The following is a 16,409-nucleotide window of genomic DNA, read 5'->3' as shown; positions in this document are numbered from 1 at the left end:
TTCCCCTTCCTAGAGGAAAAACAATGCGTGTTAATGAAATCGCTTTAGCGTTACTATAAATAATAGATAGGAAATAAATTACATTAGAAACTAGGAGGAATTATCAAATGAAAAATATATTATTAGCATGCTCGTCAGGAATGTCAACAAGTCTTTTAGTTAACAAGATGAAAGAAGCAGCTGCTTCTAGAGGAGTAGAAGTCAATATTTGGGCTGTTGCACAAGATAAAGCACCAACTGAAATCGAAAAGGCTGATGTTCTTTTAATCGGCCCGCAAATGAGATTTATGAAGAAGAAATTCTCAGTAGTGGCAGAGAAGGCTGGAGTTCCATTAGATATTATTGATCCCATGGCTTATGGTCGTGTAGATGGAGAAGCGGTTTTAAATAAAGCATTGGAGCTAATTGGTGAATAATTATTAAGAGGGGGAGCAAAAAATGAACAGGTTTATGGAAGTCTTGGAAAATATACTGTTACCAATTGCAGACAAACTTAACAATAATAAATATTTGACGGCATTACGTGACGGCTTCATGGTTTCATTACCATTAATTATTTTTGGTTCAATATTCGTTGTGCTCGCAAATCTGCCATTTTTAGATAAATTGATTGGGGAAAAAGCATTTGTAACCTATCAAGATGCATTAGGGCCTGCTTCAGCCGCAACCTTAAGTATTATGGGTTTGTTTGTCATTATTGGTATTGGATATAAGCTAACCGAGCAATATGGTTTGGAGGCTATTTATGGTGGGGCGGTTGCTTTAGCTTCATTCTTAATCTTAACACCGCAAGTGGTTGAGGGAGTGTCAGGTGTTATTCCAACAGTAAGCTTAGGTGCACAAGGGATGTTCTTAGGAATCATTACAGCATTCGTTTCGGCTGAACTATACCGGTTTTTTACACAGAAAGATTGGACAATCAAAATGCCACCAGGCGTTCCAGATGCAGTTTCTAAATCATTTAGTGCGTTAATTCCAATCACATTAACATTATCATTCTTTTTAATCATTCGTATTATTTTTAGCTATACACCATTTGAAACCATACAGAACTTTATCTATACCATCATTCAACAGCCATTGACTGCTCTAGGTAGTGGCTTGCCAGCAACTATTGTTGCAGTACTTTTAATTCAAGTTTTCTGGTTCTTTGGTTTACATGGTCAAATTATCGTAAACTCTGTATTTGATCCAATTTGGTACGCATTAAACGATGAAAACCTACAAGCGTTCCAAGCTGGTCTTGAGTTGCCAAACGTTGTAACAAAACAGTTTATTGATACTTTCTTGGTTGGTATGGGTGGGACTGGTATGACGTTAGCGGTCATCATCCTTATCTTTATGATTGGGCGAAGCAGGCAGTTAAAAGAGTTAGGAAAGCTTGGTGCGCCAGCGGGTATATTCAACGTAAACGAGCCAATTATCTTTGGATTACCGATTGTTATGAATCCATTAGTTCTGATTCCTTGGATTATCTCTCCGGTTGTTATAACAATTATTACGTATATTGCGATGTCAACTGGAATCGTACCGAAGCCAGCTGGAATTATTGTCCCCTGGACTACACCACCGCTTATAAGCGGATTTTTAGCAACAGGTAATGCATGGCAAGGTGCGGTACTGCAGGCATTTAATATAATGGTCGTAATGGTAATCTGGTGGCCGTTTTTGAAAATTCTAGATAAAAACTATTATGAGAAAGAGAAAAGCGGGAATAAGTAAATAAAAAAATGGCCCGATTTTTAAAATGGGTTTCATCTTATTTGGGATGTATGATGCTAGCAACTTATGAGAGGTGAAGGAGTATGGACAACATAACAGAAATTGCATTTCAAATCATTTTATATGCAGGAAATGGTCGTTCTAGTGCGATGGAGGCTATTCAAGATGCCAAAGAGGGGATTTTTGAAGAGGCTGATCGAAAAATTGTAGAAGCGGGTGAAGAACTAACGAAGGCACATGATTTTCAGACAAAGCTATTACAAGAGGAAGCTAATGGAGGAGGGGCGAATGTGAATGTTATTTTAATTCATTCACAGGATCATTTAATGAACGCTATGACTATACGGGATCTAGCAGTAGAATTCATTGAAATCTATCGCAGAAAATAATAAGGAGGCACATAAAATGTCAATTCAATATAAGTTCCCAGAAGGATTTTGGTGGGGAAGTGCAACCTCGGCAACGCAAATGGAGGGGGCTGCCAATGAGGAAGGAAAGGGAAAAAATATCTGGGATCATTGGTACGAAATTGAACCAAATCGCTTTTTTGAAGGCGTAGGACCAGAATCTACTTCTGACTTTTATTACCGTTATAAAGAGGATATCCAATTAATGAAGAAAATTGGTCACAACACATTCCGGCTATCAATCTCTTGGTCTCGGCTAATCCCTGGTGGACGAGGTGAAGTCAATCAAGAGGCTGTGAATTTTTACAATAATGTTATTGATGAACTACTTGCTAATGGGATTGAGCCTTTTGTAAACCTATACCATTTTGATATGCCATTTGAGTTACAAGAAGAAGGTGGCTGGGAAAGCAGATCTGTTGTTGATGCATATGCAGCATATGCTAAAGAGGCTTTCCATCTATTTGGTGATCGTGTTTCGAAATGGTTTACTTTCAACGAGCCAATTGTGCCAGTTGAAGGCGGTTATCTATATGACTTTCATTATCCTAATGTAGTGGATGGAAGACGAGCGGTACAAGTTGCTTACAACACAATGATTGCTCATGCAAAAGCAGTGGAAGTTTTCCGTACATTTGCGATTAAAGATGGAAAGGTAGGTATAATTTTAAATCTAACGCCATCTTATCCGCGTAGTCAAAACCCTGCTGACTTAAAAGCATCTCATATTGCAGATTTATTTTTCAACCGTAGCTTCTTGGATCCAGCAGTCTTAGGGGAGTATCCTGAAGAATTAATCGAAATTTTACGGGAACACGGTCAATTACCTATTACAGAAAATGGAGATAGTGAGCTAATTAAAGCAAATACTACTGATATTCTGGGTGTCAATTATTATCAACCACGTCGTGTAAAAGCAAAAGAGCATTTGCCAAACCCACATGGACCTTTCATGCCTGATTGGTTCTTCGATAACTATGAAATGCCGGGGCGTAAAATGAATCCTTATCGCGGCTGGGAAATTTACGAAAAAGGTATCTATGATATTATGATTAATTTAAAAGAAAACTATGGCAACATTGAATCCTTCATCTCGGAAAATGGTATGGGAGTTCAGGATGAAGAACGCTTCTTAGAAGAAGGAGAAATTCAAGACGACTACCGAATTGACTTTATCCGTGAGCATCTAAAGTGGTTGCATAAAGCAATCCAGGAAGGGTGTAACGCAAAAGGCTACCACCTCTGGACATTTATGGACAACTGGTCTTGGATGAACGCTTATAAAAATCGATATGGATTCTTTTCAGTCGATGTAAAGACAAAGGAACGCACACCGAAGAAAAGTGCATACTGGATTAAAGAGGTGTCCGAGCAAAACGGGTTTTAATAAGAATCAAGTAGTATTTCTTTTGTTAGTAAAGTCAATATTAGTAAAATAAGAAGAAGGTATTGATGACTCTATTATATTAGTATTTTTTCTAAAAGGTTCTGGCTCGAGATGTGTATCAGAGCCTTTTATCACGTATTAACGGTCTGTAATCCCCACTGAATGAATTTCACTTTACGGTTAAAATAATGATAAAGGAATCATGTTAATAGGAACTGGTACACCGGAAGAAGGTGGAATAAGATGCTAGAATATAGAACAAAAACGATATTACGAGAATTAATCGCAGTTGAAGCTCCCGTTACCGGTAGTTACTTAGCTTCTTTAACTCAAGTAACAGTTCGAACCACGAGGGAAGATATTAAAAATCTTTCGATGCTATTAAAGGGAAATGGGGCTATTATTGAGTCATTAAAAGGGAAGGGGTATCAGCTGAAAATTATAGATGAACAACTTTTCCGAGACTTTTTAACAGAAATATCAAGTAATAGCCAATCAATGAACGAGTTTGTTCCAGATACACCTGAGGAAAGAACGAAATATATCATTATACGACTTCTACTTAATAAGAATTATATTAAATTAGATGATTTAGCGGATGAGATGTATATCAGTAGGTCTACTATTCAAAATGATTTAAAGCAAGTAAGAAAAATATTGCTTAAATACGAACTTAGCTTAGAAGTACGTCCGAATTATGGTTTGAAAGTGAATGGAAATGAAATGAAACTTCGCTTTTGTATGGCTGAATATATTTTTGACTGGAATGAAGATATTGGGGAGCAACTGATGGACCCATATCTCGCTTCCTTTGATCAGAAAGTACTTGATGTTTTTTTGAAGATTATCATAGAGCAAATTAATTCCCATTCTATCACTCTTTCAGACATAGCGTTAAATAATTTACTCGTTCATATTGCCATTGCTTATAAGCGGATAAAAAGTGGTAATCATGTGAAATTATATAATATGGACTTACAGGATATTTTGAACCAAAAAGAATATAAAGTTGCGCAGGAGATCGTAGAAGAGATAGAAGAAAAGTTCCAAGTTGAATTTCCGCAATTAGAGGTAGCCTATATTGCCATACATTTACTTGGGACAAAAATGCTTTCTCAGGCGAATCATGCTGTTGAAGAGGTAATTGATAAGGATATCTTTCATCTTGTTAAATCGGCGTTGAATAAAGTCGAGCAAGAATTGAACCTTGGAATTGATGAGGATAAGGAGTTAATATTTGGGTTATGTCTTCATTTAAAGCCGGCTGTTAATCGGTATAAGTATGGCATGAATATACGGAATCCAATGCTGGAAGATATTAAAAAGAATTATCCATTGGCATTTGAAGCGGCTGTCTATGCCGGAATAATAATCGGAGAAGAAACAGGAACTGAAATAGATGAACCTGAGGTTGGCTATATTGCCCTTCATATAGGAGCAGCGATTGAAAGAAGGAAGTTGAAAAGTGGACCAAAGCGCTGTTTAATCGTATGTGCGTCTGGCTTTGGAACAGCACAATTAATCTATTATAAATTGAAAAATCAATTCGGTGAGGATTTAGATGTTGTTGGGACAACGGAATATTATAAATTACGTGATTATAATTTGTATGATATAGATTTTATTGTCAGTTCGATTCCAATTCAAGATAATATTCCAGTACCAGTTATTCAAGTTAATGCCATTTTAGGAGATCGCGATTTAACGAAGATTGGACGATTTGTGGGAGAGCAAGGCCAATCGATGAATCGTTATTTTAGTGAGGAGTTAACGTTTCTTCGGAAAAAACACCAAACCATGGATGAGGTTTTGAGTTTTCTAAATGATGAATTGCTTAAGAGAGGTATAGTAGACGAGACGTTTCTAGAAGCGGTTTACGAAAGAGAAAAAGTGGCTCCGACTTCATATGGCAATTTAGTAGCAATACCACATCCGATAACACCAAAGACTAAAAAAACCTTTCTAACTATATGTACTTTAGAAAAGCCAATAAGATGGGAAGACAAACCGGTTCAATTTATTTGCCTTCTATGTGTTAAGAAAAATTCCCAAGAAGACCTACAGGCAATGTATGAAATGCTTGGTGAGATAATTGACAGTAGCACAATGGTTGAAAGGCTGATTAAAGCTAGAAATTATAAGGAGTTTGTTGGGAGTTTTTTAAGCTAAGGGATGGTGTTATAATGTGCCCGAGCGAAATATCACTCTGCAACAAGTTTTCTCATTTTCATTTCGTTCTCACCCATCCAAATCAACTGCATTCCCCACATAATCCCGTAAAAAAAATAATAGAAATACCATAGAGAGAGGTATACACTGCAGTATAAAAAACTACCTAATTAGAAGATAGCACGATAATTAGGTAGTTTTATAGTCCAGCGCTCCTCATCGTACAACTCGCGAAGTTAAGAATGATATTCATTTCATCAATTTTTCGGGTAAACAATCGAAATTCAAGTTGATAAATTTGTAGGAAATATATTCTTGAGGTAGAGGGGGTATATTACTTTAAATCCCTCCTTATCCTTCCCAGTTCTAGTTATCATCATCGTTTCTTGAATATATGCTTTCTTCTTCGCTGAATCATCCATGCTTCCAAACCTCCGGAACCAAAGATTACACCTGAAACAATAAAAATGAGTCCGATAAAATGCGAAAATAGTATGGCTTCATTTAGGAAGATTGCTGCCCCAATAAGGGAGAAAAATGTATTTAAATTTAAAAATATAGACGTTTCCGCTGGTCCCAATTGACTAATGGCATAATTGTAGGTCATATGGCCAACTCCAGTTGCAATAATAGCTGAAAAAAGAAACACGAGCCAGATGGAGTAATCAACATTGCCTAAAGAAGCGATCCCCTTTGGCTCTGTCCCAAGACTAATCAGAAATAGAACGATAGAGCCAATCACTAACATGTAACCAGTCAGCAGTCTTGGATCCATTGTTTCTGCTGCTTGCTTGATGACGATAAAACTAAGTGCCTGAGCAAGGATCGCCAATAAAATATAAAAATCGCCGATGTTAATTGTATTTAGTCCTCCATTTCCTGCTAACACTGTGAAGCTCACACCGATAAAACCTAAGATAAAACCGATAAATTGAAGTATCGTTGGTTTTCGTTTTAAAATGATCGTTGCAAAGATAACGGTTAAAACTGGTCCCATACCTAAAATCAACCCAGCATTTGTCGCACTTGTCATCGTTAAGCCGCTTGCTAAGAAATAATGATGCATGACCACACTAAAGATAGATCCGCCGACTACATAAAACCATTCTTTATTCTTGGGAAGTCTTACCAACTTTGTAAAGGTTAATATGATAAATACAACCAACCCAGCAGTTAAAATTCGTAAGGAGGTAATTGTAATTGGCATAAAGTTTTCAACAATTACTTTAAGGGCAGATACATTTATCCCCCACATAAGCATGACGAATATAACGACAAGATACGTATTGCGTGTCTTCTTATTCAATCTTGAAGCACCACCTGAGGATTTAATAGAATCAACTACCAACTACCAATCTGTATGGGCAGGATATGTTTTATGTTAGTCTATCATATATTATTTGGATTAGAGAAAAAAATACAAAAAAAGGCCAACGACCGATACCTGTTCAATAACCAAAATCAGGTGTTGATTGTTGACCGTTAAAGCATAGGTTGTTTGAATTTATCCGCGTGTGCAATTACTTTTTAAAAATTACTCTACATCAATCTGGGCACGTTGTAATTTACCGCTATAATCTACATAGACTGCTTTCCATTCTGTGAAAACATCTAAAGCTTGAACACCAGAGTCACGATGACCATTTCCAGTACCTTTTGTTCCACCGAACGGCAGATGAATTTCTGCTCCAGTTGTTCCTGCGTTTACGTATACAATTCCAGTATCTAAATCTCTTTGCGCCTTAAATACTTTATTCACATCCCGAGTGAAAATAGAGCTGGATAAACCGTATTCCACACTGTTATTGACTTCTATAGCCTCTTCAAACGATCTAACCGGAATTAATGATACAACTGGACCAAAAATTTCTTCTTGAGAAATCCTCATATCAATTGTTGCATCCGTAAACACAGTTGGTTCAAAGTATAAACCTGCAGCATACTCATCCCCAGTTAGTTCATTTCCCCCAGCAATTAGTTTTGCGCCTTCATCTTTGCCGATTTTTATATAGGACTTAATTTTTTCCAAACCAGCTTTATTGATGATTGGTCCGACCTTAACGTCATCATGCAAGCCATTTCCAATTTTTAACTCTTTTATTTTCTTTAATATGAGTTGTTCGAGGTCCTCTTTCACAGCTTCATGTACAATTACACGGCTACATGCTGTACATCTCTGTCCGCTCGTACCGAATGCACTCCATACGATTCCTTCTGCAGCAAGTTCCAAATCTGCATCATCCATCACAGTTACTGCATTTTTGCCACCCATTTCAAGGGAAACTTTTTTCAATTGCTCTCCGCATTTAGCTGCGATGCGTCTTCCTGTATCATTCGAACCTGTAAATGAAATGACCCGAATATCTTTATGGTTCACAAGAGCATCTCCAACTGTTCCTCCAGATCCAAATACAACGTTTAAAACTCCCTTAGGAAGACCAGCCTCGATAAAAATCTTCATCAGTTCATTCGCCATTAAAGGTGTTTCTGTTGCGGGCTTCCAAACGACAGCATTACCTGCAACAATTGCCGGAAAGGATTTCCATGTAGCAATTGCAATTGGGAAATTCCAAGGTGTGATCAGACCAACAACACCAATTGGGGCTCGTACACTCATTGCGAATTTATCTTTTAATTCGGCATTTGTTGTCTGGCCAAAAAGACGACGTCCTTCCCCAGCCATATAATATGCCATATCGATTCCTTCTTGAACTTCTCCACGAGCTTCTTCGAGTACTTTTCCATTTTCCATCGTGAGCAGCTTAGATAAATGTTCTTTCTTTTCTTTCATGATCCTGCCCACTTCAAATAAAACTTCTGCTCTCATAGGTGCTGGCACGAGTGCCCATTCTTTTTGTGCAGCTTTTGCAGCTTTCACTGCCTGATCCACATCCTCCTGAGAAGAAAGAGGGACTTTAATAATACTTTCTCCAGTTGCCGGATTAATTACATCTGTTGTTTCATTCGCTTCAATCCACTCACCATTAACATAATTCATCAGCACTTCTTTATCTAACAATTTTTCTGTCATTTACACCTCTCCTTATCCAACTTTGTATTACTTTACCTAAAGATTTTAATTCACCATAGCGCACATTCCTTTTAATTTCTATGGTTATTATGCACAAATAATTAGGAGAAGGGGCAGAATCTGGTTTCGAATTAGCAAAAGAACGGAAAAAGGGAGCTGTTCCTCTGTTCTAAAATTAATTGTATGAGTTACACAAAATATCTAGCGATAAAGTGAAACTTCATTCGGTTGGGGTTTCCTTCCCTCCTGTTTAGAGGTAGGGGTATTACAGACCGTTAATGCGTGATAAATAATATACGTTGTCAAATTGAAAGTTGGGCAGTATAATAAAAAAATGATACATAATTTACAGATAATTCTATCATAAGAGGGGAGAGGGAGTTACATGAAAATTCTTGTAACAGAACTAATGTGGGAAGACGGGATTGAAGAATTGAGAAGAAAGGGATATACGGTGGATTACGATATGGAATTAAGCCGGAAAAGAGAGGAATTGCTGCGTTTACTTCCGGGATATGATGCCTTAATCGTTCGTAATGAGACGAAAGTAGATACAGAGTTTCTTGAAGCTGCAAAGAAAACGCAGGTAATTGGCCGTCTGGGTGTCGGGCTTGATAATATCGATTTGCAAGGTGCGAGGGAAAGGGGTATCCCTGTAATCTCTGCTCGGAATGCAAATGCTACTTCTGTTGCAGAATACGTAATGGCGGCGATGCTTGATGCTTCTCGACCACTTGCAGCTGCGGATGCAGATGTACGTGAGGGAAACTGGAATCGTAAATTCTTCACAGGGTATGAACTGAGTAAACGGACACTTGGACTTGTCGGTATGGGGGAAATCGCTCATCGTGTAGCGAAGCGGGCAAAAGCGTTTGGAATGAACGTGATTGGTTATGACCCGTTTATTGCTCCTTTTGATCATGTCATTCAGGAAACCGGAATCAAACAAGTGGAAATGGATGAGTTACTAAAGGAGTCCGACTTTGTTTCCATTCATGTACCGTTGAACAAAGCAACAAAACACCTGATTAATCGTAAAAAGTTCCCGCTAATGAAGCCACATGCATATGTAATTAATTCAGCAAGAGGCGGAATTATTCATGAAGAAGATCTGGTCGAAGCAGTGGAGGCAAAACAAATTGCTGGTGCTTACCTTGATGTGCTGGAAAAAGAACCAGTGCAAAAAGATTCTCCGTTAGCAAGGGTTGACTCTATTAAGCTTTCGCCACATATCGCAGGGTTAACGATTGAAGCCCAATCTCGGACAGCGATGCTAATTGCTGAAGAAGTAGATCGGGTAATGAATGGCGGACAGTCACTTTGTCGAGTAAATTAATTAAAGTAATATGAAAAAGCAGCCGATGAAAGGCTGCTTTTTTATTACCAAACTTTCGCACTGATTAACTTCATAAAATGATTTAATCTTTAAATAATCCCTTTATAAAGATTTGTTAAAAAATTTTGACGAGTCATTGACATTTTACAAATCGATGACTATAATAAAATTTAACATAATGTAGAATAATCATTCCGTAAAGTGGAATAAAATCTAATGCTATTTTCTATTAAAGATCAAGTGACGATGAAGTGTTTCAATGATTCATAGGATATGAGATTTTAGTAATGAAGGAGGAAACTTAGTGAATAAATTAATTGATAAGTCGGAAATAAACAAATACATAAAGGACGGTGATACTTTACTTGTCGGTGGTTTCGGACTATCAGGAACACCATTCACACTAATTGATGAGTTAGCGATATTAGGGAAAAAAGAATTAACAGTTGTCAGTAATAATCTCGGTGAAAAGGATAAAGGACTTGGAATACTTTTGCACACGGGGAGTTTGAAAAAAGCGATGGGCTCCTACTTTACATCCAATCGTGATGCAGTGAGTGAGTGGTCAAAAGGCAATTTGGAAATAGAATTAATTCCACAAGGAACATTGGCGGAGCGAATCCGTTGCGGTGGAGCTGGGATTGCAGGGTTCTATACGAAGACAGCTGCCGGAACGAAGCTTGCTGAAGGAAAAGAGGAAAAGGTTTTTGATGGGGAAACTTATATATTAGAAAGAGCAATTAAAGGGGACGTTTCCTTAGTTAAAGCTTTGAAAGCGGATACACTCGGAAACTTAATTTATGACCATACCGGAAGAAACTTTAACCCGGTAATGGCAACTGCAGGAAAAATCGTGATTGCTGAAGTTGATGAAATTGTCGAAGTCGGTGAATTGAAACCTGATGAAATAACGACTCCACATGTATATGTTGATTATCTCGTGATGAATGAATATGAAAAGATAGGGGGTAAATACGTTGTCCCAACAAGATCGAATTAAAATAGCTAAACGAATTTCAAAGGAATTACCGGATGGCGCTTCCATTAATCTAGGTGTTGGGATTCCTACACTTATTCCTGATTACCTTGGCGATAAAAAAGTAGATTTACATTCAGAAAATGGACTTCTTGGAATGGGGCCGACACCGGATGAGGAAAATATAAATATGGATTTGATCAGTGCAAGCAAGAAACCGATTACCATGGATAAAGGCGCTTGCTTATTTGACAGCGCAGATTCGTTTGTTATGATTCGTGGCGGTCATATAGATGTAGCTGTTATGGGAGCGCTGCAAATTGATCAATATGGAGAAATTGCAAATTGGGCGATTCCTGGAAAGGATATTTTGGGTGTCGGTGGTGCGATGGATTTAGTTGCTGGTGCGAAGAGAATTATTATTGCTTCCATGCACCAGGCGAAAGACGGTTCACCAAAGTTTGTAGAAAAACTTACTTTCCCAACTAGTGGTAACGGAAGAGCAGATTTACTTGTTACGGAACACGCGGTATTTAAGTTTACTGAAAATGGCGCAGAACTAGTAGAACAGTTGTCAGATTTGAGTTTAGAAGAGTTAAAGGACATAACTGGTGCAAAGTTCACCTATTAAAAAAATTAGATTGCTAAATGAAATGGAGGAGATGAAATTGAGAAAGAAGATTTTCCTATTTATAGTTTCAATACTTTTGTTAGCGTTAGTCGCATGCGACAACAATGGGGATGAAGCAAAATCAGATAACACGAAGGAAAATGGAAATATTACAACTCCGGATTCGATTGGATTCGGTGCTGCTAGTGTAGGTGGATTCTGGTATACGCTAGCAGGAGCGATGGGCGATCAAATGAAAGAAATATTTTCAGATTCAACGGTTTCTATTGTAGAAGGTGGCTCAATTGCGAATCTAATGGGACTTGGAAATGGTACGTTCGATGTAGCTTTTACGAATAGTGAAGCAATTTCTGAGGCGAATAATGGGGAGGGTGAATTTGATGAACCGATTGATAACTTCAGTACGATTGCAACATTGTATCCGAACCCACTTCAAATTGTAGTGCGAGCTGATTCTGATATCTATTCGATTAAGGATTTGAAAGGAAAAAAAGTGAGTCCAGGAATTAAAGGATATAGTGGAGAAATTGCTTTTCAGAAAATATTAGGCTTAGTTGGTATGAGTTACGATGATTTAAAAGGAATTGAATATATCGGGACAGAAGATGCATCTGAGTTAATGCGTGATAACCACCTTGATGCTTGGGTAGGAGTGCTAGATACACCAGCTGCTACTTGGCAAGAGCTAGATACGACAGTAGGTATTCGCCTTATCTCATTAGAACAAGAGACGATTGACGGATTGAATGAGGATAATCCAGGTTATATCCCTCATACGATTGAAGCAAGAACCTATCCGAATCAGGATGAGGATGTTGAGACGGTAGCACCTTACACTGTACTTCTGGTAAATGACGATACGATGTCAGAAGAAGATGTATACAATTTGACAAAGTTAGTAGTGGAAAAAAAGGAAGTCTGGCAAAATCTATCAGCTACATTTAATGACTTTAATGCAGAGTATTCGGTAGAGAACAACGTAGGCGATATGCACCCAGGTGCAGTAAGATACTATGAAGAAATCGGGGCGATGGAATAATCGGTATCTAGGATACGTATCTAAGTAAAGGAAGGTGAAAATAAATGGAAAAGTCGAATCAACAAACACAATTAGATGTGGAAAAACACGAAGATTATGATGATGATGGACAAGCAAAGCTTCGATTACTGGGGGGGAAAGCTGGCCTCATTATTTCAATACTTGCAATTGCAATGTCCTTATTCCACTTATACACTGGATTATTCGGTGTATTTGAATCGATACTACAAAGGTCTGCGCACCTTGGGTTCGCATTGATGCTAGTCTTTGCTATCTATAAGCCAGCATCTAAAGCCGCCGATTCAAAAAGTATTCCATGGTATGACTGGTTACTTATTTTATCATCTGGTTTGATTTATAGTTACTTTGTATTTAATGCAACAGATATTGCAGCTAGAATGACTTATATTGAACCTCTATCTGGGCTGCAGATCGGACTTGCTATTGTAGGTGGATTGATCTTAATTGAAGCTACAAGAAGAGTAATTGGGAATGTACTTGTCATCATTATTGCTCTATTTTTACTTTATGGCATCTTCGGGGATAAACTACCTGGGCCAATCGCGCATGGTGGATTCGATTTGCAATGGATTACCGATCATTTATTTTTCACAACGACAGGTGTATTTAGTACACCACTTGGAGTATCCGCTACCTTTATCTTTCTGTTTATTTTATTCGGGAAATTTCTGGAAGTATCTGGTGCAGGTCAATTTTTTATCGACTTATCTGTATCAGCGATGGGGAGATATCGTGGGGGCCCAGCTAAGGTTGCTGTTGTAGCAAGTGCTATCATGGGAACAATTTCAGGGAGTGCAGTTGCAAACACAGTTACAACAGGAGCTTTTACCATTCCTATGATGAAAAAGACAGGGTATAAAGGACACTTTGCAGGAGCAGTTGAATCAGTTGCCTCTACAGGTGGACAAATAACACCACCAATCATGGGTGCATCAGCATTTATTATTGCAAGTTATTTGGGAGTTCCATATATTGAGATTGCTATTGCAGCAATTATCCCTGCAGTACTGTTTTATATTAGTGTGTTTATGCAGGTCGATTTACGAGCAAAGCGAATAGGATTACACGGCCTTAACAAGGAAAATCTAGAAAGTATGTGGTCAGTATTTAAGAAAGGTTTCATTTTCTTCCTGCCTCTTATCGTTATTGTTGTAATGTTAGCTGGTGGTAGTTCTCCAATGAGAGCGGGTTTATTTGCTATCGGTGCCACGATACTAGTTGGGATCATTAACCGTATTGCAAAAATGGATCTCAAATCCATTGTAAAGGCATTGGATCTTGGAGCAAGAGCTTCATTAGAGACAGCCATTGCATGTGCTGCCGCTGGTTTAATTGTAGGAGTTATTGGATTTACAGGAATTGGGCTACAGTTTAGTAGTCTTATTATCAGTCTTGCTGGTGGAGTACTATTAATTACATTGGTACTAACAGCGATTACAAGTATTATTTTAGGGATGGGGCTTCCAACAGTAGCAGCATATATTGTACAAGTTCCATTAACCATTCCAGCTTTAATAGAACTAGGAGTTTCGCCACTTGCTGCGCATTTCTTTGTATTCTACTTTGCGTCTATTTCAGCAATTACACCACCCGTTGCACTTGCAGCATTTGCAGCATCTGGAATTGCTGGTTCAGATCCAATGAAGACTAGTCTATCAGCTTTAAAACTTGGTATTGCTGCATTTATAGTACCTTTCATTTTTGTATATGGGGAACAACTTTTATTAGTTGGAAGTCCAGGGGATATCATTCTCGCAACGGTTACTGCAATAATAGGAATTATCGGAGTTGCGGCAGCTGTTGAAGGTTGGGTGTTAAGAAACGCTTTCTGGTATGAACGAATTCTCTTGTTTATAGGTTCAATCATTATGATTATGACTGGAATTTGGACAGACTTAATAGGAATTGTCATACTGGCAGGTATCTATCTATTGCAACGTTTTTATCGCAAAGATTTATTAACAGGTATATAAAAGTCTGTTAATAGCTGTAAACTTCAGTTTGATTTTGAGTTTTATAGAAGATTATATAAAAGGATGATTACATGAGAAAAGTTACCGTTGTCGGTTCGGGAGTAATGGGAACAGGAATTGCCTATGCATTTTCCATTAGTGGGTATGATGTATGTGTCAATGATATAAATGAACAGGCTTTAAATAAGGCAAAGGAAAATATTTATGCATTAATGGATGGGAGTGTTAAAAAAGGCTATTTAAAAGAAGAAGTCTATCAATCCGCAAAAAATAATTTGAAATTTGAATCTGATTTAAAAATGGCAGCCGACGGAGCAGAACTAGTAATCGAGGCTGTTTTAGAAAGAATGGATGTAAAGGTTGATGTGTTCAAGCAATTAGATGAAATCTGCGGTCCTGACACGGTACTTGCAACAAATACATCCACGATGAGCCCAACGGAAATTGGTGCACAAACATCGAGGCCGGATAAAGTAGTTGCGATGCACTTCTTCAATCCAGTGCATAAAATGAAGCTAATTGAAGTTATTCGCGGATTGGAAACATCGGATGACACGATGAAATATGTACATGATACAGCTGCAAAAATTAATAAAACTACCGTTGAAGTCAACGAATTTCCGGGATTTGTCACTTCTCGCATGAATTGCTTGATCGGCAATGAAGCAATGAATCTATTAATGGAAGGTGTAGCTTCAGCGGAGGATATTGATAATGCGATGAAGCTAGGACTAAATCATCCAATGGGTCCTCTAGAGCTTGCAGATTTAGTAGGGCTCGATACGAGATTAAGAAACATGGAATACTTATATGAAACCTTGGGTGAGAAATACCGTCCATGTCCACTCTTAGTGAAATATGTGAAAGCAGGCCGTTTAGGTAAGAAGTCAGGTCGCGGCTTTTATGAATACAGTTAGGAGGAAAAACATGAGGACTGAATATAAAAGTGTGAAGGTTGAATTGGAAGACGGAATTTTTTGGCTAACATTGAATCGTCCAGAAGCACGGAATGCATTAGATGCAAACATGCTTTATGAAATAGATGCAGCGATACAGGAAGCTGAAGCACATAAGGATGTAAAAGTGATTGTCATTCAGGGAGCTGGCGAAAAGTCATTTGCAGCAGGAGCCGATATTCGTCAGCTAAATGAAAGAGACCCACTGGAAGCACTTGTACCGGGGATGCAAGGCGTATATAGCAAAATTGAGAGTTGCACGAAAGTCACCATTGCTGCTGTTCGCGGCTTTGCATTGGGTGGCGGCTGTGAGCTTGCGATGGCATGTGATATCCGTCTGGCAACAAAAAATGCTAAATTTGGATTGCCAGAATTGAATTTAGGGATTGTTCCGGCAGCCGGCGGTACACAGCGTTTGTCACGTATGGTTGGAAAAGGTAGAGCATTGGATATGATATTAACCGGAAAGATTATTGATGGTGAAGAAGCGGAACGAATTGGACTTGTATCGTATTTCGTTGAAGAAGAAGCGCTTCAGGAAAAAATTCAGGAAGTAGCTGAACAGACGTTGAAAAAAGGTCCTGTTGCAGTAATGCTTGCAAAACGCGCTGTACATAAAGGTTATGACATTGATACAGATACTGCGCTATGGATGGAAAAATTGTCCCAAGCTGTAGCTTTCGGGACAGAAGATAAGCATGAGGGAACATTGGCTTTCCTCGAAAAAAGACAAGCAGAATTTAGAAATCGATAAGGAGAGG

At 38.3% G+C, this 16,409-nt stretch carries 14 protein-coding genes; 12 read left to right on the top strand and 2 right to left on the bottom strand.

The window, feature by feature from the left end; genetic code table 11:
• The first annotated feature begins 107 nt into the window (after positions 1–107).
• The 5 genes from GN217_RS02875 (at position 108) to GN217_RS02855 (ending at position 5,685) form a co-directional block, all read left to right on the top strand.
• Complete coding sequence (locus tag GN217_RS02875; RefSeq protein ID WP_156855098.1) at positions 108–416, top strand: PTS sugar transporter subunit IIB; 309 nt, start codon at positions 108–110, stop codon at positions 414–416.
• Between the two features lie 22 nt (positions 417–438).
• Positions 439–1,722: a PTS cellobiose transporter subunit IIC gene (gene celB / locus GN217_RS02870; RefSeq protein WP_156855096.1), complete on the top strand. Its 1,284-nt coding sequence runs from the start codon at positions 439–441 to the stop codon at positions 1,720–1,722.
• An 83-nt stretch (positions 1,723–1,805) separates the two neighbouring features.
• The gene (locus tag GN217_RS02865; RefSeq protein WP_156855094.1) at positions 1,806–2,111 is read left to right on the top strand and encodes a PTS sugar transporter subunit IIA; all 306 of its coding nucleotides are present in this window, start codon (positions 1,806–1,808) and stop codon (positions 2,109–2,111) included.
• Between the two features lie 16 nt (positions 2,112–2,127).
• The gene (locus GN217_RS02860) at positions 2,128–3,516 is read left to right on the top strand and encodes a glycoside hydrolase family 1 protein (RefSeq protein WP_156855092.1); all 1,389 of its coding nucleotides are present in this window, start codon (positions 2,128–2,130) and stop codon (positions 3,514–3,516) included.
• Between the two features lie 243 nt (positions 3,517–3,759).
• Complete coding sequence (locus GN217_RS02855) at positions 3,760–5,685, top strand: BglG family transcription antiterminator (protein ID WP_156855090.1); 1,926 nt, start codon at positions 3,760–3,762, stop codon at positions 5,683–5,685.
• 376 nt (positions 5,686–6,061) lie between these two features.
• Here GN217_RS02855 and GN217_RS02850 read toward each other — a convergent pair whose 3' ends face one another.
• Both GN217_RS02850 and GN217_RS02845 read right to left on the bottom strand, forming a co-directional pair.
• Positions 6,062–6,991: a DMT family transporter gene (locus GN217_RS02850; RefSeq protein WP_229782565.1), complete on the bottom strand. Its 930-nt coding sequence runs from the start codon at positions 6,989–6,991 to the stop codon at positions 6,062–6,064.
• 228 nt (positions 6,992–7,219) lie between these two features.
• On the bottom strand, positions 7,220–8,716 hold the full coding sequence (locus GN217_RS02845; RefSeq protein WP_156855089.1) for an aldehyde dehydrogenase family protein: 1,497 nt from the start codon (positions 8,714–8,716) through the stop codon (positions 7,220–7,222).
• 385 nt (positions 8,717–9,101) lie between these two features.
• On the opposite strand from GN217_RS02845, the gene GN217_RS02840 reads away from it, so the two are divergent.
• The 7 genes from GN217_RS02840 to GN217_RS02810 all read left to right on the top strand — a co-directional run bounded on the left by GN217_RS02840 (position 9,102) and on the right by GN217_RS02810 (position 16,402).
• Positions 9,102–10,052, top strand: a complete 951-nt coding sequence (locus GN217_RS02840; protein ID WP_156855087.1) for a hydroxyacid dehydrogenase — start codon at positions 9,102–9,104, stop codon at positions 10,050–10,052.
• Between the two features lie 304 nt (positions 10,053–10,356).
• A complete protein-coding gene (locus GN217_RS02835; protein WP_156855086.1) occupies positions 10,357–11,052 on the top strand; it encodes a CoA transferase subunit A in 696 nt (231 codons plus the stop codon).
• Positions 11,030–11,659 (top strand): 3-oxoacid CoA-transferase subunit B, encoded by a 630-nt coding sequence (locus GN217_RS02830; RefSeq protein ID WP_156855084.1) that lies wholly within the window; start codon positions 11,030–11,032, stop codon positions 11,657–11,659. The genes GN217_RS02835 and GN217_RS02830 overlap by 23 nt, the downstream gene beginning before the upstream one ends.
• 37 nt (positions 11,660–11,696) lie before the next feature.
• Positions 11,697–12,698 (top strand): TAXI family TRAP transporter solute-binding subunit, encoded by a 1,002-nt coding sequence (locus tag GN217_RS02825; RefSeq protein WP_370459700.1) that lies wholly within the window; start codon positions 11,697–11,699, stop codon positions 12,696–12,698.
• Between the two features lie 44 nt (positions 12,699–12,742).
• Complete coding sequence (locus tag GN217_RS02820; protein WP_156855080.1) at positions 12,743–14,692, top strand: TRAP transporter permease; 1,950 nt, start codon at positions 12,743–12,745, stop codon at positions 14,690–14,692.
• Between the two features lie 71 nt (positions 14,693–14,763).
• The gene (locus GN217_RS02815) at positions 14,764–15,609 is read left to right on the top strand and encodes a 3-hydroxyacyl-CoA dehydrogenase (protein ID WP_156855078.1); all 846 of its coding nucleotides are present in this window, start codon (positions 14,764–14,766) and stop codon (positions 15,607–15,609) included.
• A gap of 10 nt (positions 15,610–15,619) precedes the next feature.
• Positions 15,620–16,402, top strand: coding sequence for an enoyl-CoA hydratase/isomerase family protein (locus tag GN217_RS02810; protein WP_156855076.1), 783 nt, complete (start codon positions 15,620–15,622; stop codon positions 16,400–16,402).
• The last annotated feature ends 7 nt before the right edge of the window (positions 16,403–16,409 follow it).

It is taken from the genome of Oceanobacillus sp. AG (assembly GCF_009746545.1).
GTDB classification, from domain to species: domain Bacteria; phylum Bacillota; class Bacilli; order Bacillales; family Amphibacillaceae; genus Oceanobacillus; species Oceanobacillus indicireducens.
This window is presented reverse-complemented; position numbering and strand designations above follow the sequence as displayed.

Bases quoted from the DNA above. Each gene is read 5' to 3' on its own strand.
- GN217_RS02875 (WP_156855098.1), top strand. From the start codon at position 108: ATGAAAAATATATTATTAGCATGCTCGTCAGGAATGTCAACAAGTCTT.
- celB (WP_156855096.1), top strand. From the start codon at position 439: ATGAACAGGTTTATGGAAGTCTTGGAAAATATACTGTTACCAATTGCA.
- GN217_RS02865 (WP_156855094.1), top strand. From the start codon at position 1,806: ATGGACAACATAACAGAAATTGCATTTCAAATCATTTTATATGCAGGA.
- GN217_RS02860 (WP_156855092.1), top strand. From the start codon at position 2,128: ATGTCAATTCAATATAAGTTCCCAGAAGGATTTTGGTGGGGAAGTGCA.
- GN217_RS02855 (WP_156855090.1), top strand. From the start codon at position 3,760: ATGCTAGAATATAGAACAAAAACGATATTACGAGAATTAATCGCAGTT.
- GN217_RS02845 (WP_156855089.1), bottom strand. From the start codon at position 8,716: ATGACAGAAAAATTGTTAGATAAAGAAGTGCTGATGAATTATGTTAAT.
- GN217_RS02840 (WP_156855087.1), top strand. From the start codon at position 9,102: ATGAAAATTCTTGTAACAGAACTAATGTGGGAAGACGGGATTGAAGAA.
- GN217_RS02820 (WP_156855080.1), top strand. From the start codon at position 12,743: ATGGAAAAGTCGAATCAACAAACACAATTAGATGTGGAAAAACACGAA.
- GN217_RS02815 (WP_156855078.1), top strand. From the start codon at position 14,764: ATGAGAAAAGTTACCGTTGTCGGTTCGGGAGTAATGGGAACAGGAATT.
- GN217_RS02810 (WP_156855076.1), top strand. From the start codon at position 15,620: ATGAGGACTGAATATAAAAGTGTGAAGGTTGAATTGGAAGACGGAATT.